This is a genomic window from Kitasatospora sp. NPDC023118, assembly GCF_055560875.1.
Genome location: NZ_JBVHHW010000014.1, coordinates 63507 through 89573, shown reverse-complemented (window position 1 = coordinate 89573; position 26067 = coordinate 63507). Strand labels below are relative to the sequence as shown.

The window sequence follows — 26067 nt, the reverse complement described above, 5'->3', positions numbered from 1 at the left end:
TCTGCGCCGGGGCTTGGCCCGGGTTCACCTGGGCCTGGATCCTCAAGGCCTCGCCTCACCAGTCGGCGCCGGTGAACGATCGCTGCCGCCAGGGCGGTAGGCGAGGAGGGCGAGCGCGAGGGCGGCGCCGACGGTGCCGGAGACGAGCAGGGGCATGTGGCCGTCGTCGCCCCAGGCGAGGCCGGCCCAGAGGCCGGCGGCCAGGACGCCGGCCCCGGTCAGACACTGGTAGACGCCCTGGGCGGTGCCCTGGGCCTGGTCGGGGACGATGCCGGAGATCCAGGCCTTGCCGACGCCGTCGGTGCAGGCGTTGAAGCCGCCGTAGAGGGCGAGGACGGTGAAGATCTGCCAGGCCTGGTGGGCGTAGGCCAGACCGAGATAGCCGATGGCGAAGAAGACCAGGCCGACGGCGTAGACGGCCCGCCGAGGCAGGAGGTCGGACAGGGCGCCGGCGGGGTACGAGGCAACGGCGTAGGCGAGGTTGTAGAGCGCGTACGCGGCGAACACCTCGACGGTGGACAGCCCTACCTGGTGGGCCCGCAGGAGCAGGAGCGAGTCGGGGAAGTCGGCCAGCGCGAACAGGGCGAGGAGACCGGTGACGCGCCAGTAGCGGGCCGGCAGTGATCGGCACGGCGCCGCGTGGCGGGCGCCGGGCGCGAGTGCGGCTTCGGGCTTCGAGCGGGGGTGGGCGGGGTCGGCGACCGCGTGGGTCAGCAGCACGCTGAGGACGGCGGGGATCACGGCGATCCACAGCAGCGGACGTAGGTGGTGGTCGAGCGCCACGTAGAGGCTCAGCCCGATGAGCGGGCCGACGACGGCGCCGGCCGTGTCGGCGGCGCGGTGGAGGCCGAAGACCCGGCCGCGCTGCGACTTCGGGACACCGTCGACGAGGAGGGCGTCGCGCGGTGCGGAGCGCAGGCCCTTGCCGAGGCGGTCGGTGACCCGGGCGAGCAGGACGACGGGCCAGGCGGTGGCGAGGGCGATGAGGAGTTTGCCGAGCGCGGCGAGGCCGTAGCCGGCGGCGATGAGGGGCTTACGGGGGAACCGGTCGGCGAGGCGTCCGGCGGCGAGCTTGGTGAGCGAGGCGGCGCCCTCGGCGAGGCCCTCGATCGCACCGACCACGGCGGGCGGGGCGCCGAGGATGGTGGTGAGGAAGATCGGCAGGATCGGGTAGAGCAGTTCGCTGGCGGCGTCCTGGAGGAAGGAGACCCCGCACAGCACCTTGACGTTGCGGGTCAACCAGCCGGTGGGCGGCGTGGGTTCGGTCATGCTGCGGGACCTCCGGGAAGCGTCCGAGCGCCGGGAGATCCGTATCGGACTGATGGTGGTCACGGTAGACCGTCGGCCGCCGCCGAAATCGGCCGACAGTACCATGTCCCACGAAGGTCGTAGCGGAGGGCGAGGTCGCGCGAGACCCCGCGCTTCCGGCTCGTCCGGATCATCGGCGTCACCCCCACGGCTGGATACACTCGCCCGGCTGACCGGACATCAACTTCGGTTCGGGCAGGAACAGCGCAGTACCACCCAGGACACCAGGCACAACCCGCCGACGACCATGGGGGTCTTCATGCAGTTCCGCGCCAGAGCGTCGCTCGCCACCGCAACCGCAGCGCTCGTCCTCGCCGCCGTCGCGGGCGGCACCCCGGCCGGCGCGAATACGGGCGGCGCGCCGCTCGCCCTGATCTCGCCCGGCGATCCGTACGCCGCGTGCAACCTCACCGCGGACGGCCCCGGCACCAACCACCCGTCCGCCGAGGACGAACCGTACGCCGCCGCCAACCCGCGCGACCCGGCCAACAGCATCGCCATCTACCAGCAGGACCGCTGGTCCAACGCCCGCGCACCGTCCAGCACCTGCGGCGCTGAGCCGGTTCGGCCGGAAGGCACCCGCGTCCTGCGGCTCCTGAAGACGGAGCCGCAGGACGCCGCGTTCCCGCGCCGGGTTCCGGGCGGCGGCCCGGAGGGGCTACCAGCGCAGCAGCCGGCCGGTGGCGGCGAGGCGGTCGAGAACCGTCCGGGTGGTGGCGCTGGCGCGGGGGTGGTCGCCGTGGGTGAGGTGGGCGATCTCGGCGATCTCCCCGCACGGGGCGGGTGTGCCGGTGTGGTCGGCGATGAAGCAGGTGGTGCGGACCAGGGTGCCGGCGGGCTTGTCGTGCGCCGGAGCTTCGATGGCCAGCAGCGGTCGGACGGTGGCCGGGTCCAGGATGACGCCGAGTTCCTCCCGGATCTCGCGGACGAGGGCCTGGGGGTGCGTCTCGCCGGGCTCGGGCTTGCCGCCGGGCAGGTAGAACAGGTCGCGGCCATGGGTGCGGGTGGCGAGGAGCCGGCCGCCTTCGAGCCGGATCCAGGCCACCTTCTCGATCACGTCGGGCATCGGGGGGCTCAGTCGGCGGTCGGGGCGCCCGCGAGCCGGCGCTCGCCGCCGTTGCGCTGCTGCCAGAGGCGGTAGACCTCCACCGCGTCCTCGCTCGGCCGGTAGCGCATCGGCAGTCGGCGCTCGTCCCAGTTCTTGGCGAACTCGTCGTAGAAGGTCGCGAGTTCGAAGTACTTGCGGTCGTCGACGTAGTGGGGCTCGTAGGCGTCGCGGGTGGTGAGGAAGACCACCTCGTCCGGCGAGCAGTAGTACAGCGAGCCCAGGCACATCGGGCAGGGGTGGGCCAGGACGTAGATGGTGGCGCCGGTCAGGTGCTCGGTGCCGAGCTTGGTGCAGGCCTCGCGGATGGCGAGGATCTCGGCGTGCGCGGTGGGGTCGTTGGTCTGGGCGACCTTGTTGGCGCTCTCGGCCAGGATCCGGCCGTCCTTGACGATGACGGTCGCGAACGGGCGTCCGCCCTCGGCGGCGGGCGAGGTCGATGGTGCGCTGGATGAAGTCCACGGTGGCCTCTTCGGGGTCGGGTGGTCGGGAGGGGGTCGAAGGGCGGGGCGGTGGCGGGGCGGGCCGGTTGGCGACCCGCCCCGCCGGTGGGGTGGGTCAGAAGGGCTTGGTCGGCAGGTACTTGCCGTCCAGGGTGATGACGGCGCGCTCGCCGCCCTCGGGGTCGGCGACCTTCTTCACGTCGAGCTTGAAGTTGATCGCGGAGATGATGCCGTCGCCGAACTGCTCGTGGACCAGGGCCTTGAGGGTGGTGCCGTAGACCTGCAGCATCTCGTAGAAGCGGTAGATGGTCGGGTCGGTGGGGATGCCGCCGGGGATCGAGCCGCGGGTGGGGATGGTCTGCAGCAGCAGCGCCGCGTCGTCGTCCAGGCCCAGCAGCTCGGCGACCGCCTTCGCGGACTCCTGCGGCAGGGCGTGCTGGCCGAGGACGGCCGCGGTGGTGAAGGCGACCGACAGACCGGAGACGTCGGCGATCTGCTGCCAGGTGAGGTCCTTGCGGGTCTTGGCCTCGACGGCGGCGACGGCGAGCGCCTGGCGGGCGGTGGGGTCGAACTGGGCGTGCACCATGGGACGGGTTCCTTCCGTGGGGTGACGCTTCGCTGATCGTGTGCGAAGCGTACGGGTTCAGGGGGTCCCGGGCCGCGCCGACAGCGGCGGTCCGGGGAGCCGGGGTCAGGCCGCGAACGCGGCGGTGTGGCCGGCGGCGGCGTGGTCTGCGACGGCGTGGTCTGCGACGGTCAGGTCCTCGACGCGGCCGGTGGCGATGTCGAAGACCCAGCCGCGCAACGTGACCTTCCGCTCGGCCAGGGCGCGGGCGACGGACGGGTGGGTGGCCAGGTTCGCCAGTTGGGCGAGCACGTTCTGCCGGACCAGGGCCGGCACGTCCCCGCTGGTGGCGGTACGGGCCACCGAGGCGTCGGCGAGCCGCAGCCAGTCGGCGACCGCCGGGGCACGGCTCAGGTCGTGGCCGTCGGCGAGGGCGGTCATCGCGCCGCACGCGGAGTGCCCGCAGACGACGATGCCCGTCACGCCCAGTGCGGCGACGGCGTACTCGATGCTCGCCGCAACCCCGTCGGCACCGGGGCTGTAGGCGGGGACCAGGTTGCCGGCGGTGCGGATGACGAACAGCTCGCCGGGCTCGCAACCGGTGATCAGCTCGGGGACGACGCGGGCGTCGGAGCAGCCGATGAACAGTGTGTGCGGGGTGTGGTGGGCGGCCAGGTGGGCGAAGAGCTCCTCCTTGGCCGGGAAGACGTCCCGCTGGAAACGCTCGATGCCGTTGGCGAAGTCACGCATGGGGTCACTCCCTTTCGTGGCGGCCGGGCCGGTGGGGCCTGGCGAGATCCACTGTGCATGACCTGCTTCTATAGTGTCCAAGACATAGCAGCCATGGCATCCATTGATGCCGTCTATAGTTACCTCCATGGGTCCGGAACTGCGCCATCTGCGCTACCTGCTCGCCGTGGCCGACCACGGCAACTTCACCCGCGCCGCCGAGGAGCTGCACATCTCCCAGCCCACGCTGTCCCAGCAGATCAAGCAGCTCGAACGGATCCTGGGCACGCAGCTGCTGGACCGCACCGGACGCACCGTGCGCCTCACCGACGCCGGCCAGGCCTACGCCCACCACGTCCGCGGCGCGCTGCGGGACCTGGCCGCCGCCGAACGCGCGGTCCACGACGTGCAGGACCTCTCGCGCGGGCAGTTGCGCCTCGCGGTCACCCCCACCTTCACGGCCTACCTCGTCGGCCCGCTCACCGCCGAACTCCACACCCGCCACCCCGGCATCACCCTGACCGTGCGGGAGGCCAGCCAGGACCGCATCGAAGCCGGCCTGCTGACCGACGAGTTCGACCTCGGCATCGCCTTCCAGGGCCCCCACCTGCCCGGCGTCACCGCCACCGCGCTGTTCACCGAGACCCTCACCCTGGTCACCGGCACCCACCACACCGCCGCCGGCCAGGCCGGCCCGCTATCGGTGCGGGACCTCGCTGACCGCCAACTCGCCTTGCTCAGCGGCGACTTCGCCACCCGCGGCCACATCGACGACTATTTCGCACTCCACCGCGTCAGCCCACGCATCGCCGTCGAGGCCAACTCCGTCCAGGCCCTCACCGAGGTCGTCCAGCGCACCCCGCTCGCCACCGTCCTGCCCGACGCCGTCACCCACGACCACCCCCGGCTCGCCCGCGTCCCGCTCGACCCGGCCCTCCCCACCCGCACCGTCACCCTCCTGCGACGCACCGACGCCTACCGGAGCGCCGCCACCCGCGCCTTCACCGACCTCATCCACGACCTCATCCGCACCCGCGGGTACCCGCCGGCCGCCTGAACACCGGCGACCACGCCGGTGCCCGTCCCCCCACCTGAGGCCATTCTGACGGCGCGTCGGCTCTCGCCGCAGGCAGCCCGCGCAGGCACCACGGGCAGCCGCGCCCCGAAAGAGATCAGTCTCGGCGGCCGGTCCGCTCCTGTCAGTCCGTATGGTTCCGGGTTCCGCGCCGCGCGGTGCGTGGCTACCGTCCCAACCGCTCGACACCCGGCGGTCCGGACGGCCGCCGCCACGCGCCCACAGGAGGTCACGTTGACCGCGCACCACCCCACCCGCAGGAGCATCCTCAGGTCCGCCGGCGGGCTCGGCGCCGCGCTGGCGCTGGGCACCGCGGGCTCGTTGGCGTCGGCGAAGCCCGCGGCGGCCGCCGACAACGGCTTCGGCCTGACCATCGTGGACCGCAACGAGAGCGACCCGAGGATGTGGTACTACCGCTTCCAGACCTCCGCGATCGGCTGGAACCCCGCCGTGAACGTGCTGCTGCCGGACGACTACCAGACGAGCGGCCGCACCTACCCGGTGCTGTACCTGTTCCACGGCGGCGGCACCGACCAGGACTTCATCACCTTCGATCGGATGGGCGTCCGCGACTGGACCACCGGCAAGCCGATCATCGTAGTGATGCCGGACGGCGGCCACGCCGGCTGGTACTCCAACCCGGTCAGCTCCAACGTGGGCCCGCGCAACTGGGAGGAGTTCCACATCAACCAGCTGCTGCCGTGGGTCGAGGCCAACTTCCGTACGTTCGCCGAGTACGACGGCCGCGCGGTGTCCGGCTTCTCGATGGGCGGTTTCGGCGCGCTGAAGTACGCCGCCAAGTACTACGGGCACTTCGCCTCGGTCAGCGCCCACTCCGGCCCGGCCAGCCTGCGCCGGGACGGCGGCCTGGTGACGCACTGGGCCAACGCCTCCTCCGCCGCGCTGGACCTGGCGGGCGGCACGATCTACGGCGCGCCGTTCTGGGACCAGGCTCGGGTGAGCGCCGACAACCCGGTGGAGCGGATCGAGAGCTACCGCAACAAGCGGGTCTTCCTGGTGGCCGGCACCAGCCCCAGCCCGGTCGACTGGTTCAGCAGCGTCAACGAGCCCCAAGTCCTGGCCGGGCAACGCGAGTTCCGCGCCCTGCTCGACCGGGCCGGCATCCCGCACGACTCGCACGAGGTGGACGGCGGCCACATCATCCGGCCCGACATGATGCGGCTCGACCTCGACGGCATCATCGACCGCCTGCGCAAGGCCTGAGGAGCGCTCCGGTGTTCCCCTCCTTCTCCCGCCGCGCCCCCCGCCTGGCCCTGGCCGCGGTCGCCCTGCTGCTGCCGGTCACCGTGCCGACCGCCCCGGCCGCGGCCGCCATCACCACCCCCGCCGCGGCCACCGGGTTCACGGCGTCCTGCCCGGCCGCCGGCTACATCTCCCAGGGCTACACCCCGGAGCACAACGGCATCGACATCGCCAACGACTACGGCACCCCGATCTACGCGGTCGGCGACGGCCAGGTGCTGGTCTCCGGCCCGGCGCAGGGCTACGGCCAGTGGATCCGCATCCTGCACCCGGACGGGACCATCACCGAGTACGGGCACATGCGCGAGCGGGACGTGGCCACCGGCGACCACGTGACGGCCGGTCAACAGATCGCGCTGATGGGCAGCGAGGGCACCTCCAGCGGCCCGCACCTGCACCTGCGGGTCTGGGCGGACTCGAACGCGACCGTACGCACCGACCCGATCCCCTACCTCGCGGACCGCGGCATCACCATGCCCTGCACGCCGGGAGCCGGCCCCCGTCCCGCCCCGCTGGTCTATCCGGCGCAGTCCGGCCGGGTGGTGTCCGCGCGTTCGGCGGACGGCCGTCTGGAGGTGTTCGCGGCCGGCGCGAACGGCGTCTCGCACGCCTGGCAGACGGCCGTGAGCGGCGCCTGGTCCGACTGGGAGTCCCTCGGTGGCCCGGGCGGCGCGCAACTCGCCATCGGCCCCGACTCCGACGGCCGCCTGGAGATGTTCGCCATCAACGGCACCACCCTCCAACACCGCTACCAGCTCCAGCCCTCCGGCACCTGGTCGAACTGGGAGACCTTCGGCGGCGGCGGCCACAACATCGCCGTCGGCGCCAACCAGGACGGCCGCCTCGAAGTCTTCGCCTCCGGCCCGGCCGGCATCTTCCACAAGTACCAGACCGCACCCAACAGCGGCTGGTCCGACTGGGAACCCGCCGGCGGCGGCCCCGCCAACAGCGAGATCGGACTCGGCAAGGCCCCCGACGGCCGACTCGAAGTCTTCGCCCTCAACGGCACCACCTTCCAGCACCAGTGGCAGACCACCGTCAACGGCGCCTGGTCCACCTGGGAAACCTTCGGCGGCGGCGGCCACGACCTCACCGTCGACCACAACCAGGACGGCCGCCTCGAAGTCTTCGCCTCCGGCCCGGCCGGCGTCTACCACAAGTACCAGACCAACCCCACCACCTGGTCCGACTGGGAATCCGCCGGCGGACCCGCCGACTCCCAGCTCACCAGCCAGCCGACCGCGGACGGCCGCGTCGAGGTGTTCGCCATCAACGGCAGCACCGCGCAGCACACCTGGCAGAGCAACCTGAACGCGCCGTACGGCCAGTGGGACACCTTCGGCGGCGCCGGCACCGAGATCGTCGCCACGGCCAACACCGACGGCCGGATCGAAGTGTTCGGCACCAGCAGCGCCGGCGTCTACCACAAGTGGCAGACCGGCTTCTCCACCTGGTCCGACTGGGCCTGGCTCAACACCACCGCCGGACCCGCCATCAGCTGAGGAGCCATCACGTGACCAGCACACCACGCGCCCGCCGGGCGCCCCACCGCGTCCTGCTGTCCGCGCTCGTCTCGCTGGGCGTGGCGGCAGGCCTGATGGTCGGTGCGGCGCCCGCGCCGGCCGCCACCGGCATCGACCTGTGCGCCGAGGTCGGCTACAACGCGGGCTTCCGGGGTGATGCCCTGGTGACCGCGATCGCCGTCGGCATGGCCGAGTCCAGCTGCAACCCGCTGGCGTCCAACGTCCAGCACAACACACCGCCGTCCACCGACCGCGGCCTGTGGGAGATCAACGACTACTGGCACTCCGAGGTCACCGACGCCTGCGCCTACGACGCCCAGTGCAACGCCAACGCGGCCTACCGCATCTCCAACGGCGGCACCAACTGGCAGCCCTGGTCGACCTACAACGAGGGCGCACACCTGCGGTACCTGGACGCGGCGCGGGCCGCCGCGGACCGGCTCGGCCACCACGACCCCGGCCCCGCCCCGCTGGTCTATCCGGCGCAGTCCGGCCGGGTGGTGTCCGCGCGTTCGGCGGACGGCCGTCTGGAGGTGTTCGCGGCCGGCGCGAACGGCGTCTCGCACGCCTGGCAGACGGCCGTGAGCGGCGCCTGGTCCGACTGGGAGTCGCTCGGTGGCCCGGGCGGCGCGCAACTCGCCATCGGCCCCGACTCCGACGGCCGCCTGGAGATGTTCGCCATCAACGGCACCACCCTCCAACACCGCTACCAGCTCCAGCCCTCCGGCACCTGGTCCACCTGGGAGACCTTCGGCGGCGGCGGCCACAACATCGCCGTCGGCGCCAACCAGGACGGCCGACTCGAACTCTTCGCCTCCGGCCCGGCCGGCATCTTCCACAAGTACCAGACCGCACCCAACAGCGGCTGGTCCGACTGGGAACCCGCCGGCGGCGGCCCCGCCAACAGCGAGATCGGACTCGGCAAGGCCCCCGACGGCCGACTCGAAGTCTTCGCCCTCAACGGCACCACCTTCCAGCACCAGTGGCAGACCGCCGTCAACGGCGCCTGGTCCACCTGGGAAACCTTCGGCGGCGGCGGCCACGACCTCACCGTCGACCACAACCAGGACGGCCGCCTCGAAGTCTTCGCCTCCGGCCCGGCCGGCGTCTACCACAAGTACCAGACCAACCCCACCACCTGGTCCGACTGGGAATCCGCCGGTGGACCCGCCGACTCCCAGCTCACCAGTGAGCGTTCGCCGGACGGCCGGGTGGAGGTGTTCGCCATCAACGGCAGCACCGCGCAGCACATCTGGCAGACCGGCGTCAACGCGCCGTACGGCCAGTGGGACACCTTCGGCGGCGCCGGCACCGAGATCGTCGCCACGGCCAACGCCGACGGCCGGATCGAGGTGTTCGGCACCAGCAGCGCCGGCGTCTACCACAAGTGGCAGACCGGCTTCTCCACCTGGTCCGACTGGGCCTGGCTCAACACCACCGCCGGACCCGCCGTCGGCTGACCACACCGGCAGTCCCCTGGAGCACAGCCATGGACCCGATCAGCAGCCTGCTGATCGGGTCCGTCGTCACGAAGACCAGGGCGTGCGTCGTGGGAGTCAACATACGGTTTATTGTCATGCTCAAAGAGGTAACGTTCGTCCGTCAGGGGGAACGGTCGGCATGCGAGACGGGGCAGCGGTGCGCGGGACGGGGGAACGGTGAGCGGGATTCTCGTCCACCTGCCGGAGGGGAACGGCGACGACGCGGTGACCCTGCGGCTCGGTCCGGGAGAGAGGGCGCGCTTCGGCCGCGGCTCCGCCCGCACTCCGGTGGAGCTGCGACTCGGCGACGAGACGGTCTCCCGGCTCGCCGGAGAGATCCACGCGACCGACGACCACTGGCAGTTGAGCAACCTCAGCAACACCCACACCTACCTGGTGGAGAACCCGGAGGGCGCCGGCGAGTACCTGCGGGTGCCGCCACGGCGGATCGGCGCGCCGATCCCGTTCGAGTTCTCCCGGGTGGTGCTGCCCTCGCGCCGTGAAACCCCGCTGTCCTTCCAGGTGTTCGCGCCCGACCACGTCTACCTGGACCCACACGCCCACGGCGGCTCCTGGGAGAGCCGCACCATGACGGCGTACTCGCTGGACGAGACCGCCACCTACTTCCTGGTCCTGGTCGCGCTCTGCGAACCGTGGCTGCGTGACCGCTCCCCCGCCGCCGTGCCCACCACCCCCCAGGTGGTCGCCCGGCTGCGCGGCCACCCCGCCTGCGCCCGGCTCACCGCCCGCGCCGTCAGCTCGCACCTCGACTACCTCGCCGACGAGAAACTCCGCATCGACCTGCCCGACGGCGCGGGCCGCGCGGACCGCCGCAACGGCAAGCGCGAGGCCGTCGTCGGACTCGCCCTGAAGTTCGGCATCGTCCGCGAGGAGCACCTCGCGCTCCTGCCGCGCCCCGAAGCCGACGAGCCCGGACGGTAGGGGGCTCCGATGGTGCACGACCTGGCCTTCGGCGGGGACGGCGACGACCTGCTGCCACCCGGCCACCGGGTCGGCGAGTGGAGCGTCACCGGGCTCATCGGCGAAGGCGGCTGGGCGACCGTCTATGCCGCCAGCCGGGCCGAGGACACGGCCGGCTCCGGCGGCTCGGATGGTTCGGACGACACAGCCAGTGGGGACGACACGGTCGCCCTCAAGGTACTGCCGACCGCCGGACTCGCCCCCCGCCAGGCCCGCCAGGTCGCCGAAGCCGCCCACCGCGAAGCCGAGTTGGCCCGCACCGCCCCGCACCCCCGGCTGGTCCGCCTGCTCGACACCCTCGTCCTGGCCGCCCCCGACCACCCCGCGCTCGACGGCGCGATCGTCCTGGTGATGGAACGCGCCCGGTGCACTCTTCGCGACCTGCTCGCCACCGGCGTCGACGAGGCCCGGGGCGGCCGGATCGTCGCCGGCATCTGCGAGGGCCTGGCCCACCTGCACCGCTCCGGCTGGGTCCACTCCGACCTGAAACCCGAGAACGTCCTCATCGGCCGGGACGGCGAGGTCCGCCTCTCCGACTTCGGCCTCGCCATCGAACTCACCGGCACCCACGGCCACTCCGCCCCCATGGGCACCCCCGACTACCTCCCGCCGGAACGCTGGAAGGAACCGCTCGGCGAGCAGGGCGTCAAGATCCGCACCACCGCCGACATCTGGGCGCTCGGCGTGCTGATCCACGAGGTGTTCGCCGCCGGCGTCCCGCCCTTCCCGGGCGCCACCCCCACCGCCCGAAGCGCCGCCGCCCAGCAGTACGCGGAAGGCCGCGCCGCCCTGCGCCTGGCCCCCGCCGTCCCACCGTTCTGGCGTGACCTGGCCGCCGACTGCCTCGCCCCCACCCACGCCGCCCGCGCCCCGCACACCGCCGAGAGCCTGCTCGCCCGCATCCGCGCCCACCAGTGCGGCCACCGCCCCCGCCGCCCACGACCGCGCACCGCCCTGCTCACCCTCGCTACCTGCGCCACGGCCGCCGTCACCGCCGCCGCCCTCTGGCCACACCCCGAACCTCCCGGGCACTCCGCCCGCATCAAGGTCTTCAACGCCGAACGCAGCTGCCAGGACCGCACCGACCGCGACCCCGAGTGCAGCCTCGGTCTCGCCGTCGACCCCCAGCGCCCCTACACCGCCGGGAACGTCGTCCCCACGCGCGTCTGGAACGACGACACCCTCGACGCCGACTGCCAACTCCCCACCGGTCTCCCCATCATCGACGAAGAGGACCGCACCTCCACCCTCTGGTACCGCGTCCGCCTCCCCGGCCCCACCACCGCCTGGCTCCCCGCCGTCCGCACCAAGGACCGCCCCAACCTCGCCCGCTGCCCCTGACCAGCACGGGGAACTGCGCAGCTCAACCGGGTGGTGATCACGGGCGTGCGCCCGTCCGGCGCGGACCGTCGTGCGCGCTCCTCCGGATCGTTCCGGATTCCCCGCCCGGCGCTCCCCTTACTACCGTGTCGACGGCCTCCGCCAGACCAGCCAGCCCAGAGTTCAGGGAGCAGCGATGCCGACGACCGCCACCACCAGCCGGCCGAGCGCCGCCGTGCTCGGGCAGCACGAGCGCGAGGTGCTCCACGCGGTCGGCTGCGGCCTGAGGGACGACGAGATCGCCGCCGCCCTCGCCGTCCCCGAGGACACCGTGGCCGGGCACCTCGCGCGGATCCTCGTGAAGCTCGGGCTGCGCGACCGGGCCGCCGCCATCGTCCACGCCTTCGACTGCGGACTGGTCGCCCCCGGCTACGGCCCCCGCACGCAGGTGGTGAGCCCGGTGCCGCGGAGCGCCGCCGGCCGAGCAGCCACACCGAAGGTGCGGATCTCCGTGCTCGGACCGCTGCGGGCATGGCAGGACGGGCGGCCACTGGACCTGGGGCACCTGCGCCAGCAAGCCGTGCTGGCGGCGCTGGCGCTGCGCGCGGGGCGGACCGTCAGCCAGCAGGAACTGCTCGACGGGGTGTGGGGGTTGGAGCCGCCGGTCACGAACGTGGTGCCCGTCCACATCTACCGGCTGCGCAAGACCCTGCGCATCGGGGACAGCCCGGACTCGGTGATCGAGCACGACCGGTGTGGCTACCGTCTGGTCTCCGGCGCGGCCGAAGTGGACCTGGCGCGCATGGAGAGCCTGGTCACCGACGCCGGGACGGCCCATCGGGCGGGCGAACCGGCCGAGGCGGTCCGCCTCTGTTCCCAGGCGCTGGACCTGTTTCGCGGGGAGCTCCTGGCCGGCCTGCCCGGCCCGCTCGCCGAGCTGGAGCGGCTGCGGCTCGCCGAGCGCAGGATCACCGTCGCACAGCGGAAGGTGGAGTGGCAGCTGGGGCTGGGCCAGTGCTCCGAGGCGATCGCCGAGCTGATCGCCTTGTCCGCGGAACACCCCCTGAACGAGCCGCTGGCCGCGCTGCTGATGCGTGCGCTGTACCGCAGCGGCCGACAGGCCGACGCACTGGCCGTGTTCGACCGCGCCCGCCGTCGGCTGGCCGACGACCTGGGGGTTCCGCCGAGCCGGATGCTGCGGCGGACGTGCCAGATGATCCTGCGCGGGGATGAGGCCGGCCTCGGCCTCACCGGAGCCACCCGCTGACCGGCCCGACGAACGCCGGGCTCCACCGGGACGGTGCCCGGTGGAGCGCTGGCGGTTGCGCGCGGTCAGGAGGCGAAGGCCCTTTCCAGCCGAGGGATCAGGTCCCGGAGGTCCTGTTCCCAACAGCCGCCGTTGTGGCCGCCGTTGCACTGGGTGCCCCAGGCGGAGCCGTCGCCGTAGTCCACGTAGTAGTAGGGCATGCCCAGCGCGTCCATGTGGTCCTTGACGTGTTTGGACGCGCCTTCGAGCCAGAACTCCAGGTCGGTGGCCACGCCGCGTCCGTTGCCCACGTAGATGGAGACCCCGACTCCGGCGAGTTTGTCCATGTGCTGTGACGGGTCGGCCTCGTTCCACCGCCAGTCCGCGTTGAACACCGGGTAGGGCGTGCCGAACAGGGCGTCGCTGTCCACGCCGGGCTTGTAGGGGTCGTTCGCGGGGTCGCAGACACCGGACGACGAGCCGCAGATCACGCCCTGCCCGTCGATGAGGGAGGCGACGACGGCCAGCCGCAGGTCCATGGAGTCGACCGACAGGTCGATGTCCCCCGACAGGGACGCGGTCTGGCTGAACAGCTCGGGGTGGTCCTGGGCATAGTGGAGGGCCCCGAACCCGCCCATGGAGACACCGGCGACGGCCCTGGCCTTCTTGGTGGCGATGGTCCGCAGGTTCGCGTCGATGAACGGGATCACCTGCTTGAGGTGGAAGTTCTCCCAGTTCTGGGCTCCGAGCTGGGTGTTCTGGTTGAGCCAGTTGGCGTACCAGCCCCGGGCGCCGCCGTCCGGGATGACGGTGATCATCGAGTTCGAGGTGGTCAGTGCCGGATAGTTCTGCTGGACGGGGTCGTCGGGCGAGCCGTGCAGGAAGTACAGCACCGGGTAGCGCCTGGCCGGGTCGTCGTAGTAGCCGCTCGGCAGGATGATCTTGATGTGGTGCTTGCCCGTGACCTCGGGTGTGGTCACGGTGAGGTAGAAGTTGGTGGCACCGCCCACGGCCGGGTCGACCTGGGTCAGGCCGAAGCCGTCCGCCATCCGCGGTGGCGCCCCGGTGCCGGCGGCCCGGGCCGGACCGGCCGTCGTGGCCGTTGCCACGATTCCCACGATGGCGGCCAGCAGTGCCACCACCGTTCGCCGGCGTTTCCATGTCCTCGTCACGGTGTTCCCCCTCGTGAGCGTTGTCGTGTGCGGCGCGGCCTCAGTCAAGGACTTTGACCTCCAGGACCGGTGAGGCCGCGATCTGGTCCTCGGTGTAACGTTCCGTCACCCACTGGCCCGCCGAGAACAGCCGGGTCTGGTCGGCGTAGTGCGGCGAGTTCGGGTTGGCGGACTGGGAGTAGGCCAGCACCGAGGCGGACTGCGGCGGGCCGTCGGCGGTGAACCGCGTCTCCTGGATGAAGCTGGAGCCGAAGGTGATGTCGAACTTGCCGTCGACCAGGCCGGGCGTGACCACGTTCAGCACGCCCAGCTCGTGGATCGAGCCGTGGATCGGGATCTGCTCGCCGTTGCGGGTGACCTTCTGGACGTCCGACAGCGACGCGTTCAGCGCGATGCCCGCGTTGCGCAGCGCGAGGACGGCCCGGGCGAGCGAGTTGCGGACGTTGTCGTTCCCGGCGTCCAGCGAATTGGGCGTGTGCACCGGGTCCTTGGGGTCGAAGGGGACCCGCCACGGCAGCTTCTCGATCGCCTGCCCGCCGGTCAGGTTGAACCAGAAGTTCTCGAACAACCAGGAACCCCGGCTGTCCGGGGTGTACTTGTGGTTCCAGGCGGCCAGGATCGGACACGCCTCACTGATGTTGACCAGGTTGCCGTCCACCAGGACGAGCCCGAACGGCGCGCCCTGGCAGGCGCTCACCGTGGCGTTGAGGGCGAGGTCGGCCGCCCTGCTGTTGTCGGCGAACAGCAGTTGCCGCATGTTCTCCGGCGTGAAGCCCCGGCCCGGCAGGCCGTCGGTGCCGTTGATCCGGTTCTGCGCGGTCAAGATCAGCTCCTGGGTGCGCAGCGACCGCGGCGCCGCCGTGTCGCCCATCACCCTGGGGAAGGACAGCGGCTGCTCGGGGTTGGCCAGCCAGGCGCTGTCGTTGGCGTTGCCCACGAAGTCGGAGCGGATCAGGCGTGGCTGCTTGTGCGGGTCCAGCAGTCCCGGCGCGACCGCGTTCGGGTCGTTCGGCCAGTCGCACTCGCTGCGCTTGCCGTCGAAGATGGAGATCGGCGGCACGTTGGGCAGCCGCAGCTGCTGGTTGAACAGCAGTTGGCCCGTCATGGTGAGGCACGACTGCGCGTGGGCGTCGGTGATGTTCGGGGTGGCCTGGATGTCCGCGTACAGCGCGTTGCCCTTGCGGTCGGAGGCGACGGTGTTGAAGAAGGGGACGCCCTCGGTGCTCTCCAGGGTGTTCACCACATCGTTGACGTCCTTGGCCTGGTCGAGGTGGAACCAGGTGTTCAACGCCCGCAGGTTGTCCATGTTCGCGTCGCGTACCGCGTGCGCGCTCACCACCCAGGGCAGCGGGACGCCCTGCATCGACGTGGTGATCGGACCGTAGCGGGTGGACCACAGCGTCCTGGTGACCCTGCCGACGGAGCCGTCCGGGTTCAGCACGTCCACACCGACCTGCTGCGAGGTCATCGGTTGCCAGGCGCCGTCCACCAGGTAGTTGGTCGGGTGCAGCGGGTCCACCTGCACGTCGAACAGCCCGAACGGGGCCACCGTGGCGACGGTGTGGCTCCAGGCGACGTCGTCGTTGTGCCCGATGTTCACGGCGGGCAGGCCGAGCAGGCTGGCCCCGGAGACGTTGAAGCGCCCCGGGATGGTCAGCTGACTCTGCCACATCCGGTTCTTCCCCTGCCAGGGGAAGTGCGGGTTGGCCAGCAGCATGCCGGTGCCCCCGGACACCCCCTGGGAGCCGACCGCCAGGGCGTTGCTGCCCATGCTGCCCTGTTGCCGGGCGGCGGCCATCGCCTCGCGGATCTTCGTCGCGGTCTCCTCGGGTGAGACCGCCGACTGCGGGGCGCCGGGCGGCGCGGCGGTGGCCGAGGCCCCCGGGGGTGCGGCGTTCACCTCGCCGTCCAGCAGCGGATCGGCGCTGCCCATGATGATCTCGGCGTGCGCGTGCCGGTAGACGTCCAGGTCGGTGATCGGCCGCACCCAGGCCGCGCCGCGGCAGGCCGGGTCGGAGATGTTGTTGACGCCGGTCTCGGCCAGGTACCTGTTGTACCCCTGGACGTAGCCGCGGATGGCCTCCTTGACCTCCGGCTCCGGCCCGTTGGGGGCGGGCTGGTCGATCAGCCGCTCCACCACCCGGTTGTCGTTGATCCGCTGGAAGTACAGGTCGCTGTTGAGGTTGGTGGTGCTGTTCTGGTTCTGGCCGGGGCTCGCCTTGCCGTCGGCCCCCAGATAGCGGGACCGCTGGGCGTCGACCATCAGATAGGTGTCGGCCAGGGTGCAGATGTTGTCCTTGGCCGCGGCGTATCCGTAGCCCTCCCCCAGCCCCTCCAGGGTGGGGGCGGTGATGTGCGGGATCCCGTATTCGGTGTACCGGATCGTCGGCTTGTCCGGTGCCGCCACGGCGGCCGCCGGTCCGCCGGCCGGTGCTCCGGTGGCCGCCGTCGTGCCGATCAACGCCGCCGCGGCCAGCACCGCCACCGGCAGCCTCGCTTTGAGTCCCCTCCGCGCCATCGGGCCGTCCTTTCCAGCAGTCCGAGGTTTTGTCCGTACGCGGCCACGCTAGGGAGGGCCGATGACATCCCGATGACGGGGCGGCACCCCCGCGACCGCCCCGAGCCGCACAAGCAGATCACCACCTGTCGGTGACCGGACGTGCCCCGGGCACTGACAGGTGGTGAGGGAGTCGGCTCCGGACCCGGCCGACGAGTGCGACGCGACTACCAGCTCGCCGGGTACCAGGCGCCGTTGTACCACTGCTCGTTGGCGCCGTCGTTGTGGTGGTCCATGTTGAAGTCCTCGGGGTAGTTCTTGACGTGGTTGTTCGGGTAGGTCCAGATGCCGGCGGACTCGTCACAGACGTAGTCCCAGTGGCAGATCGTCTTGACGGGCACGTTGCCGAAGAACTTGTCGGCGCCGGCGAGCGGGGCGCCGATGATGCCGCCGAACGGCACGGCTCCGCCGTTGGCCCCGGGAGGGCCCTGGCGCTTCGGGTCGGCGATGAGGATGGCGTTGACGTTGTCGAAGGTCTGCCAGTTCTCGGTGACCCAGACGTGCACCACCCCGGCGCCCAGGGAGTACCCGGCCATCTTGACGTGTTGGCCCGGACACGCGGCGCGCTGGTCGCGGACCAGCCGGTTCAGCTCGTTGACACCCGCCCGCGTGCTCGCGCCGTTGGGGATCTGGGTCGGGTACCCGACGTGCTGCTGGATGTTGCCGTAGAAACCGTCGTTGTTCCAGGAGCTCCCGGTGCCCCCGACGACGATCGTGTAGGTGCCCTCGCACGGAGCGGCCACTCGTGCGGTGGCCCCCTGTGCCGTGGCTCCCTGTGCCACGGTCAGCCCGACCGTCAGCAGGAGTCCGGCCGACGCGGCCGCGATCCTTCGTGCTCGCATTGCGATCCTCTCCCCACGCAGTCGGCCTACGCGCCCGCTCTCCGATGCGGTCCGCGCTCGGCCGAGGTCACCGGACGACAGTGGCAGCGGCCGATGACATCCCGATGAAGTCCACCGTCCGACCGCCGGGACCCGCCCGCACCCCCGTCGCGGGCGGGTCCGGTGGCCGGTCAGGCGCAGCCGCTCGGCAGCCCACCGCCGCCGCGGCCGAGCACTGGGTATCGTCGGACCGCGGCGGCACCGGCGCGATGCACTAGAGCTGGCCGTCGCCATGCTGCAACGGCGTGACGCGGGCCCGGCATTCGCCCGCCGGCACCGCTTGCTCGGTGCCACGGCCGCGCGGTCCGTCGCGCCGCTGAGCGAGCTGGTCCCGGCGAGCGGCGCGGGGCCGTTCTTCCTCGATCCGCTCAGCTCGGCTGCTCTCCGCAGCGCAGGCTCCGGCACTGCGGCTCGCCCCGTCCACGCAGGGTCGGCGGTGAGCCGGCGGGTCGGTACACCGGGCCGCGGGTGGCCGGTGCGGTGAAATCCCCGCTGGTGGCGTGGGGTTGATACCCCGAAACCTCGAAAGAGGCGTTCTCACGGTCGAGCCCGAACGATAATGCACATGTCGAGTACACCCAGCCTCCGGACCGGGTTCGAATGCGTCGGGGCCGGGTTCACGGGTAGCAGGAAAGGAACGGGTGTGTCGTTTCTCAGGGACGGGCACGGGCGGGAGGTCAGTCGGCGCGGGTTCATCGGGGCGGCGGCCCTGGTCGGCGCTGGTGCGGCGTTCGGGCCGGTCGCGGCGGCCGCGGGTGCCGAGGGGGCGGACGCGCCGGGCGCCCGGCGGTCGAGGGCACTGGAGTTCACGGCGGGCACCAACGCCGGAGTCGCCCTGTCACCCGACGGTGAGCGGATGGTCGTCGAGATCCAGGGCGTGCTGTGGGGGCTGCCGCGCCACGGTGGCTCGGCGACCGCGTTGACCGCTCCCGGGCTGGAGCCGACGCGGCCGGTGTGGTCGCCGGACGGGTCGGCCGTCGCCTTCTGCGCGTACCAGGGCGGGGGGTTCCATCTGTGGGCCATGGCGCCGGACGGATCGAACCTGCGGCAGCTGACGTCGGGGCCGTGGGACGACCGGGGGGTGTCCTGGTCGCCGGACGGGCAGTACCTCGCGTTCTCCTCCGAGCGGGCGGGTGACGCGGTGTCCGGTGGTTCGTACGACGTGTGGACGGTAGAGGTCGCCACCGGCCGGTTGACGCGCCTGACCCATCAGGACGGGGTCGAGGACTACGACCCATCGTGGCACCCGGACGGCGCCCGGGTCCTCTTCGTCCGGGCGGACGGATCCGGCGGGCGGACCATCGCGTCCGTACCGGCCTCGGGCGGACCGGTGAACGTCGAACGTACGGTGGCCAGCGGTACGGTGAGCTGCCCCGTGGCCTCCCGGGACGGCCGGCTGGCCTACGTGTGGATCGGCGACACCTCCGCCGCCACCTCCTACCAGGCGGCGAGTTCCTCGCTGGTCGTCGACGGCGAGGTGGTCTCCGGCGACGAGGACGTCTCACCGCTGCCGCCCGCCTGGACCCCCGACGGCGGGATCGTCTACTTCGCCGACGGCCGGATCACCGACCGCTCCCCCACGCTGAGCACCGCGCAGGAGATCCCGTTCACCGCGCGGCTGGAGGTGCCGCGGCCCGAGTACCGGCGCAAGGTGCGCGACTTCGGCTCCACTGCCGAGCGGGACGTGCGCGGTGTCCACCTGCCCGCGCTCTCGCCGGACGGGCGGTCCGTCGTCTTCTGCGCCCTCAACGCGCTGTGGCTGATGCCGATCGGAGGACAGCCGCGCAAGCTCTTCCAGGCGGCCCCCGCCCACTACGTGCAGATGCCGTCGTGGAGCCGGGACGGGCGCAGCATCCTGTACGTGTACGACGGGGACGGGAACGGCGACGGCCTTGGCGCCGTGCACTGCCTGATGCTGGAGGACGGGGCCGACACAGTCCTCGCCGGGGGCGGCCGGTTCAACCCGGCGCTCTCGCCCGACGGCACGCGACTGGCCTGCCAGGACGTGCTCGGCAACCTGCTGGTCGTCGACCTCGCCACCGGAACGGAGAGCCGACTCGCCGTGCCCATGGGTGGCAACGGCCTTCCAGGAAGGCCCAGTTGGTCCCCCGACGGCCGCTACCTCGCCCTGTGCGACCGCAACCGGCTCAACCACCGTTTCCGCGAGGGCTACAACGTCATCCGCGTGATCGACACCCGGGACGGTTCCTCAAGGTCCTTCCTCCCCCTGCCGGACACCTCCGTCGCCGACCGCTGCGACAGCGGTCCGGTCTGGTCGCCCGACGGCAAGTGGCTGGCCCTCGTGGTGGAGTCCGCACTGTGGGTGCTGCCGGTCGAGCCGGACGGCACGCCCGCGGGCGAGGCCCGACGGATCACCGACGAGGCGGCCGACCACCCGTCCTGGTCGGGCGACTCCGCCCGGCTGCTCCACCTCTCGAACGGGCGGCTGCGGTTGACCGACCGCGACGGCGCCGACCGGCGCACCGTCCCCCTCCCGCTGCGCACGGGCCGCGCCCTGCCGCCGCGCTCCGACGTCACCCGCATCCACGCCGCCCGGCTGTGGGACGGCACGGGCGAGACCGTCCGCGAGGACGTCGACATCGTCGTCTCCGGCAACCGCATCACCGCCGTCGAACCGCACCGCCCGGGCGCGCGGCGCGCGGGAGAGCGGCTGGTCGACGCCACCGGCTGCACGGTCCTGCCGGGCCTGTGGGACTCCCACACCCACCCGTACCAGAACACCTACGGCGGCCGGCAGTCCCGCCTGATGCTCGCCTACGGGATCACCGGCACCGCCTCCATGGGCGGCTTCGCCTACGAGCAGGCGCGCATCCGCGAGTCCGTCGACGCCGGAGTCATGGACGGACCCCGGTTCCTGACCACCGGCGAGCTGCTCGACGGCAGCCGGGTCGCCTACAGCATGGGCCGGGCCCACCGCACCGCCGACGGGGTGCGGCGCAGCCTGGAACGCGCGGAGGCGCTGGACTACGACTTCGTCAAGACCTATGTCCGGGCCCCTGGTTGGATCATGGCCGAGGCGGCGCGAACGGCGCACGAGCGCCTCGGGGTGCCGGCCGGCAGCCACCTGCTGACCCCCGGCGCGCAGGTGGGGCAGGACCTGACGACCCACCTGTCGGCCACCCAACGGCAGGAGTACGGCCGGGCGGTCTCGCCCACCGGGCGCGCCTACCAGGACGTCCACGAGATCTACCGCGGCGGGGACTTCGCGATCATCATCACCCCGTTCTCGGCGGCCTACCTGCTCGGTGACGATCCGACCCTGGCGCAGGACCCGCGGGTGACCACGCTGATGCCGCCGTGGGACGCCGCCGGCGTGCAGCGCCAGGCGGCGACGGCGCCCACGGAGGCGCAGCGCCGGGCCGTGCGGATGGAGACGGACGTCTATCGGAGGATCCTCGCGGACGGCGGATCGCTGGCCCTGGGCACGGACTGCCCGATCACACCCGTCGGCCTCCAACTGCACCTCGGCCTGCGTGCCCTGCACCAGTACGCGGGCCTGTCGCCGGCGCAGGCGCTGCGCACGGCCACGGTGGCACCGGCGCGGCTGTTCGGGGCGGGGGACGACCTCGGGACGGTGGAGCCGGGGAAGCTCGCGGACCTGACGGTGGTCGACGGGGACCCGTTCCGCGACTTCACGGACCTGGTACGGACGTCGTGGGTGATGCGGGACGGTGTCGTGTACCGGCGTGCGGACCTGGTGGGCGGCGCCGGGCGGGCCCAGGTGGCAGCGCGGTCGGCGGGCCGGGACGAGGACTGGCTCGCGGTCGGCGAGGCCCTGCGGCGCGACGGCTGCTGCGCGCCTTGATGAGCCGTGTCCGCAGCCGGTGACGGGGGAAGTGGCAGCGGATGCAGCGCTACGGCACGCAAGGTTCCGGCGGGCGGCTGAGACCCGGGTGCGCGGCCGGCTCCTCGGCCGCGAACCCGGGTTTCGGCCCGCCGCCCTCGGTCACGCCGGGCCGTCGTGCCCGACGGCCAGGGCGCCGAGGGAGATCGGCGAGCGCGGGGTGGGCAGGGCGGCCAGCTTCCGGCGGCGGGCGTGGTGCACCAGGCGCTCGGGTGTCAGGGCGGCGACGGCGGCGCGGACGTGCTCCAGCATCGCGGTGGCCGCGGCCAGGACGGCGGCGTCGTCCAGCGGGCGGGCCTCGATGTCCATGGCCGTGGCCGAGAGCTTCTGGAGGCTGCGGAACAGGTCGCCCATGTGGACTTCACGGATGGTCAGCGACAGGTGCACCGAGAGGCCCTCGTCGCCGACGGCCTGGTGGGCGAAGGCCCGGGGGATGTAGAGGACCTCGCCGGCCCGGAGGGTGGTGCGCAGCACCTCCGCCGGCGGCTCGCCCTCGACCCGGCCGAGCTGCCAGTTGCCGTCCTTCGGCCCCTCGTGGACGGACCAGGACTTGCTGCCGTTCAGCTGGAGGACCAGGACGTCGGCGTCGTCGCGGTGCAGGGGAACGCCCTGGGTGCCGGGAGGCGTCACGAAGCAGAACGCCTCCACCGCCCGCTGGAGTTCGGCGGAGAGCCGGGCGAGCAGGTCCCTGGTCGGGCCGTGCCACTGGTCGACCCGGCGCATCAGCAGGGTCGCGCCGTCGTCGAGCAGGGCCCGGATCTTCCGCTCGTCGGCGAATCCCCCGTGCGTGGACTCGTGGACCGCGCGCGGTGTCAGGTAGTCGTCACGGCCGAGCGGATCCTCGGCGCGGGTCATCTCCACGTAGGGCTCGTGCAGGAAGCCGGTGGCGAGCGCGGCGTCGACGTCGCCCAGGGTGAAGGGGCTGCGCACTCCCCCGTCCGGCCTGAAGACACCCGGCCGGCGGCGCCAGTACTCGGCGGTGAAGGCGTCGGGGTCGCCGACCCACTGGGCCAAAGTCGGAGCGTGCACGGTTCCTCTTTCCTCTGCTGTCCGTTGGTTCCCTCTTCCGGGGCCTCACAGGCGGGGTAGCGTCCCCCGCGCGAGGCGCCGCCTCGTCTCGCCGACCCGCACCTTCCCGCTGGTCGTCACGGGCAGCCCGCCCTCGGGCAGCAGGACGACCTCGGAGACGTACAGGTCGAAGGCGCTCGCCAGCCGCCGCCGGGCCTGGGCGGCCACGTGAGCGGCGGGGGGTGTGCCGGGGCCGTCCGCGAGCTCCGCCACCAGGCACACCCTGCCGTCCGCGACGCTGAAGGCGGCGCAGCGCCCGGGTCGGAGGCCGGGCACGTCCTCGCAGGCCGCGAGGAGGTCCGCGGGGTAGAAGTTCCTGCCGTGGTGGACGAGTACGTCATCGCCGCGGCCGACGACGAACAGGTGGCCGCCGTGGGTGAAGCCCCGGTCCCCGGTCGCGTGCCACCCGGCGGGGCGGTGCGCCGCCGGCCAGTAGCCGCTGAACAGCTGCGGCCCCCGGATGTCGAGGTCCCCCACGCGCGGGGCGTCGTCCGGCCCGGCGGAGGCCTCGCGCACCCGGACGTCGGTGCCGGGCAACGGCGTTCCCGAGGAGAGCAGGATGGTGGCAGGCTCCCCCGGCGCCGCGGGGACCACCTCCCCCGCACGCAGCGCGTCGGTGCGGACGGCCAGCCGGAGCGGCGGGCTGCCCGGGGTGCAGGTGGTGACGGTGAGGGTGGCCTCCGCCATGCCGTAGGAGGGGCAGAGGCTCCGGGGGGAGAATCCGGCGGCGGAGAACCGCGCGGTGAACCGCTCGGCCGTGGCGGCCCGCACCACCTCACCCGCGTTGCGGGCGACCCGCCAGGTCCGCAGGTCGAGGGCGGCCAGCTCGCGGTCGGTGACCTTGCGGGCGCACAGCGCGTAGGCGAAGTCGGGCGCGCTGGACAGCGTCCCGCCGTAGGCGGTGATCGCCTCCAGCCAGGCTCCCGGGCGGCGGGCGAACGCCTCGGGCGGCATCAACACGGAGGTGTAGCCGCTGAACAGCGGCCGGAGGACTCCGGTGACGAGCCCCATGTCGTGGTGGAGCGGCACCCAGGTCACGGCCACGTCCTCCGGGCGCTCGTCGTAGACGCGCGCGGCCTGGGCACAGCTGGCGTGCAGCGCCCGGTGGCTGATGACGACGCCCTTGGGGGACCCGGTCGATCCCGAGGTGTACTGCAGGAAGGCGGGCGCGTCGGATGCGGTTGCAGGCGCGTCGAGTGCGGGTGCGTCGGCCGGCTGACCGTCGGCGTGCGCCTCGGCCGGCTCCGGCCAGGTGTGCACCCCGCCGGGGACTTCGAGGCCCCCCAGCGCCGTACCGACGGCGTCACGCCAGGGCGCGGTGGTGACGACCAGAGCGGGACGGCAGTCGGCGACGATGCCCCGCAGCCGCCGGCCGAACGCCTCGGTCCGGGTGGTCGCCGGGGTGGCCGCGGGGACGGGCACGATCCCGCGCCCCATGGCTGCCAGCAGGACGGCGACGAAGGACTCGTCGTTCGGCAGCACCAGGACGGCCCGGTCTGCCGGGCGGGCACCGAGCGCGAGCAGCCCCGATCCCACCGCGTCTACGAGAGCGTTGAGTTGACGATACGTCAGGGAACGGGACGAGTCCCCGTCGAGGCAGGTCAGCGCGACCGTCTCGGGCCGGTGGTGTGCGTGGTGCTCAAGCCGTTCACGGGCCGTCCCGGACTGCCGGTCCACGGTCATCCGCGGCCCTCGGCCGCGGCCACCGCCCCGACGTCGCTGAGTTCGGCGCGTCGGATCTTGCCGCTGGGGGTGCGGGGCAGCGAGCCGGAGGCCGCCAGGACGACCCGGGGTGCGGGCAGGCCGAGCCGATGCGCCGCGGCCTCGACGGCGGGAACCGGATCGGGGCGGCCGCCGTGCTCCACGAAGCACACCGGCCGCGCGCCGTCGCCGAGGACGACCGCGTCGGTGACGCCGGGCAGCAGCCGGATGTCGTGTTCGAGCCGGGCGGCGTGGAGTTCCTGCTCGGTCCCCGCCCGGCCGATGACGAACAGGTAGCCGTCGGCGTCGAGGAAGCCGACGTCTCCCGTGGCGTGCACCGGCGCCTCGGACGGGTCCCGGTCGGCGGCGCGCAACCGGATGCCGATCTCCCCGACCTCCCCCGCCGGCAGCACCCGGCCGTCGCGGGTGACGTCGATCCGGATGCCGGGCAGCGGACGGCCGACCGAACCGGGCCGGCCCAGCCACTCCGGCGTCGTGATCTCGGTCAGGACGCTCTTCGAGGTGCCGTAGTACTCGTGCAGCACCGGTCCGAACAGCTCGATCGCCGTGCGCTTCACCGCGGGCGGGCAGGCGGCACCGCCGTGGAAGACCACCTGGAAGGGCCGGCGCGGTGCCTGCCCCGCCGCGGCCAGGGCGGTGAGCCGGTCCGGGCTGAGGAAGACGCTGTCCGCCGCGTACCGGTCCGCCAGCTCGACGAACCCGCCGGTGGACCAGGTGCGCTGGACAACGACCGCGCTGCCCGCCTGGAGCGCGTACAGGGCGGGCCCCAGGGTGCCGAGGTGGTAGGTGGGATTGGCCATCAGGTGCGGGCCGCGGCTCAGGCCGGCGCCGTACCGCTCGGCGACGGCCACCCCCTTGTAGGGCCGGGTCGGGCGGGTCCGGACGACGGCCTGCGGGAGGCCGGTGGTGCCGGAGGTCGCGAGGACGAGGTGCCCGGCGGCGGGTGGGGCGACCGGAGCGGGGACGACGGGCGGGTGGCCCGCCCCGGCCAGCAGTTCCTCGTCGCCGAGGACGGGGCAGGGCAGGGCAGGTCCGCCCGTCGTCGGCGCTCCGTCGGTGAGGTGCAGCGCGGCGTTCACGTCCGTCAGCAGGGCCGGGCCCACGGGCAGCGCCAGCAGCTGCGGGGCGATCGGGAAGAGACCGTACCCGTGCCGCAGCGCGGCGAGGACCAGCGCGAAGAAGCGGGGCCCGGTGGGGATGTCGGTGGACAGGATCGTGCCGTCGGGAAGGCCCCGGGCCCGCAGGGCGCCCGCCAGGGCGTCCGCGCGGCCGGTCAGCTCGGCGAAGGTGTACGTCTCCTCGTCGGCGACGACGGCCGTGCGGTCGGGAGCCGTCCTCGCGGTGGCCCACGGGTCCCAGAGGTAGGGGCGCATGCTTCCTCGGCGTTCAGTGTTCGGGGGTCGACAGGGCAGAAGCCGCCTCACCGGGCGTCGGAGCGGGCGCGGCGGCCGGGGCTTCGGCCAGGGCTCCGGCCAGGGCTTCGGCGAGGGCGGCGAAGTCGGGGAGGTCGGCGACCAGTTCGGTGTCGACCTCGACGCCCAGGCGTTCCTCCAGCCGGACGGCGAGCTCGACCGCGGTGACGGAGTCACCACCGAGCGAGAAGAAGTCGTCGGTCGGTTCGGCCCGTCGGCCGAACACCTCGCTCGCGGCGGCCAGGACCGCGTCGATCGGTGCGGGGGGCATGGCACCTCCTGTGGTGCGTGAGGGGCGGCGTCCGTAACGGACCCGACAGCGGAGTGGGAGGACGGAACGGGCGTGCTCAG

The 26067-nt window shown here is 72.8% G+C and carries 19 protein-coding genes and 1 pseudogene; 8 read left to right on the top strand and 12 right to left on the bottom strand.

What is annotated here, in order from left to right:
• Positions 1-42: 42 nt before the first annotated feature.
• The 5 genes and pseudogenes from ACZ3UD_RS19830 to ACZ3UD_RS19810 all read right to left on the bottom strand — a co-directional run bounded on the left by ACZ3UD_RS19830 (position 43) and on the right by ACZ3UD_RS19810 (position 4171).
• Complete coding sequence (locus ACZ3UD_RS19830) at positions 43-1269, bottom strand: MFS transporter (protein WP_465588921.1); 1227 nt, start codon at positions 1267-1269, stop codon at positions 43-45.
• A gap of 697 nt (positions 1270-1966) precedes the next feature.
• The gene (locus ACZ3UD_RS19825; protein ID WP_465588919.1) at positions 1967-2374 is read right to left on the bottom strand and encodes an NUDIX hydrolase; all 408 of its coding nucleotides are present in this window, start codon (positions 2372-2374) and stop codon (positions 1967-1969) included.
• Positions 2375-2382: 8 nt separating this feature from the next.
• Positions 2383-2875, bottom strand: a pseudogene (locus ACZ3UD_RS19820) (nucleoside deaminase).
• A 96-nt stretch (positions 2876-2971) separates the two neighbouring features.
• Positions 2972-3442 (bottom strand): cyanase, encoded by a 471-nt coding sequence (gene cynS, locus ACZ3UD_RS19815; RefSeq protein WP_465588916.1) that lies wholly within the window; start codon positions 3440-3442, stop codon positions 2972-2974.
• 105 nt (positions 3443-3547) lie between these two features.
• Positions 3548-4171 (bottom strand): carbonic anhydrase, encoded by a 624-nt coding sequence (locus ACZ3UD_RS19810; RefSeq protein ID WP_465588914.1) that lies wholly within the window; start codon positions 4169-4171, stop codon positions 3548-3550.
• Between the two features lie 127 nt (positions 4172-4298).
• Here ACZ3UD_RS19810 and cynR point away from each other — a divergent pair, with 127 nt between their 5' ends.
• The 7 genes from cynR (at position 4299) to ACZ3UD_RS19775 (ending at position 13060) form a co-directional block, all read left to right on the top strand.
• A complete protein-coding gene (gene cynR, locus ACZ3UD_RS19805; protein ID WP_465588911.1) occupies positions 4299-5207 on the top strand; it encodes a transcriptional regulator CynR in 909 nt (302 codons plus the stop codon).
• A 252-nt stretch (positions 5208-5459) separates the two neighbouring features.
• Positions 5460-6449, top strand: coding sequence for an alpha/beta hydrolase (locus ACZ3UD_RS19800; protein ID WP_465588908.1), 990 nt, complete (start codon positions 5460-5462; stop codon positions 6447-6449).
• An 11-nt stretch (positions 6450-6460) separates the two neighbouring features.
• Positions 6461-7990, top strand: coding sequence for a DUF8189 domain-containing protein (locus tag ACZ3UD_RS19795; RefSeq protein ID WP_465588905.1), 1530 nt, complete (start codon positions 6461-6463; stop codon positions 7988-7990).
• A gap of 95 nt (positions 7991-8085) precedes the next feature.
• Positions 8086-9471: a DUF8189 domain-containing protein gene (locus tag ACZ3UD_RS19790; protein ID WP_465589216.1), complete on the top strand. Its 1386-nt coding sequence runs from the start codon at positions 8086-8088 to the stop codon at positions 9469-9471.
• A gap of 198 nt (positions 9472-9669) precedes the next feature.
• Positions 9670-10434, top strand: a complete 765-nt coding sequence (locus ACZ3UD_RS19785; RefSeq protein WP_465588902.1) for a serine/threonine protein kinase — start codon at positions 9670-9672, stop codon at positions 10432-10434.
• A gap of 9 nt (positions 10435-10443) precedes the next feature.
• A complete protein-coding gene (locus ACZ3UD_RS19780; RefSeq protein ID WP_465588899.1) occupies positions 10444-11814 on the top strand; it encodes a serine/threonine-protein kinase in 1371 nt (456 codons plus the stop codon).
• A gap of 175 nt (positions 11815-11989) precedes the next feature.
• Complete coding sequence (locus ACZ3UD_RS19775) at positions 11990-13060, top strand: AfsR/SARP family transcriptional regulator (protein ID WP_465588896.1); 1071 nt, start codon at positions 11990-11992, stop codon at positions 13058-13060.
• Positions 13061-13125: 65 nt separating this feature from the next.
• On the opposite strand, the gene ACZ3UD_RS19770 is transcribed toward ACZ3UD_RS19775, so the two are convergent.
• The 3 genes from ACZ3UD_RS19770 to ACZ3UD_RS19760 form a co-directional block, all read right to left on the bottom strand.
• The gene (locus tag ACZ3UD_RS19770) at positions 13126-14211 is read right to left on the bottom strand and encodes an alpha/beta hydrolase (RefSeq protein WP_465588893.1); all 1086 of its coding nucleotides are present in this window, start codon (positions 14209-14211) and stop codon (positions 13126-13128) included.
• A 40-nt stretch (positions 14212-14251) separates the two neighbouring features.
• Positions 14252-16729 (bottom strand): penicillin acylase family protein, encoded by a 2478-nt coding sequence (locus tag ACZ3UD_RS19765; RefSeq protein WP_465588890.1) that lies wholly within the window; start codon positions 16727-16729, stop codon positions 14252-14254.
• Between the two features lie 206 nt (positions 16730-16935).
• Positions 16936-17610 (bottom strand): cutinase family protein, encoded by a 675-nt coding sequence (locus tag ACZ3UD_RS19760; protein ID WP_465588888.1) that lies wholly within the window; start codon positions 17608-17610, stop codon positions 16936-16938.
• Between the two features lie 682 nt (positions 17611-18292).
• Here ACZ3UD_RS19760 and ACZ3UD_RS19755 point away from each other — a divergent pair.
• The gene (locus ACZ3UD_RS19755; RefSeq protein WP_465588885.1) at positions 18293-21475 is read left to right on the top strand and encodes an amidohydrolase family protein; all 3183 of its coding nucleotides are present in this window, start codon (positions 18293-18295) and stop codon (positions 21473-21475) included.
• Positions 21476-21616: 141 nt separating this feature from the next.
• On the opposite strand, the gene ACZ3UD_RS19750 is transcribed toward ACZ3UD_RS19755, so the two are convergent.
• The 4 genes from ACZ3UD_RS19750 to ACZ3UD_RS19735 are packed head-to-tail and all read right to left on the bottom strand — an operon-like array spanning position 21617 to position 25987.
• Positions 21617-22543, bottom strand: a complete 927-nt coding sequence (locus tag ACZ3UD_RS19750) for a JmjC domain-containing protein (protein WP_465588883.1) — start codon at positions 22541-22543, stop codon at positions 21617-21619.
• Positions 22544-22588: 45 nt separating this feature from the next.
• Entirely contained in the window at positions 22589-24265 is a 1677-nt protein-coding gene (locus ACZ3UD_RS19745; RefSeq protein ID WP_465588881.1) for a fatty acyl-AMP ligase, read from the bottom strand.
• Positions 24262-25677 (bottom strand): class I adenylate-forming enzyme family protein, encoded by a 1416-nt coding sequence (locus ACZ3UD_RS19740; RefSeq protein WP_465588879.1) that lies wholly within the window; start codon positions 25675-25677, stop codon positions 24262-24264. Before ACZ3UD_RS19740 ends, ACZ3UD_RS19745 begins: the two co-directional genes overlap by 4 nt.
• A gap of 13 nt (positions 25678-25690) precedes the next feature.
• On the bottom strand, positions 25691-25987 hold the full coding sequence (locus ACZ3UD_RS19735; protein ID WP_465588877.1) for an acyl carrier protein: 297 nt from the start codon (positions 25985-25987) through the stop codon (positions 25691-25693).
• Between the last annotated feature and the right edge of the window lie 80 nt (positions 25988-26067).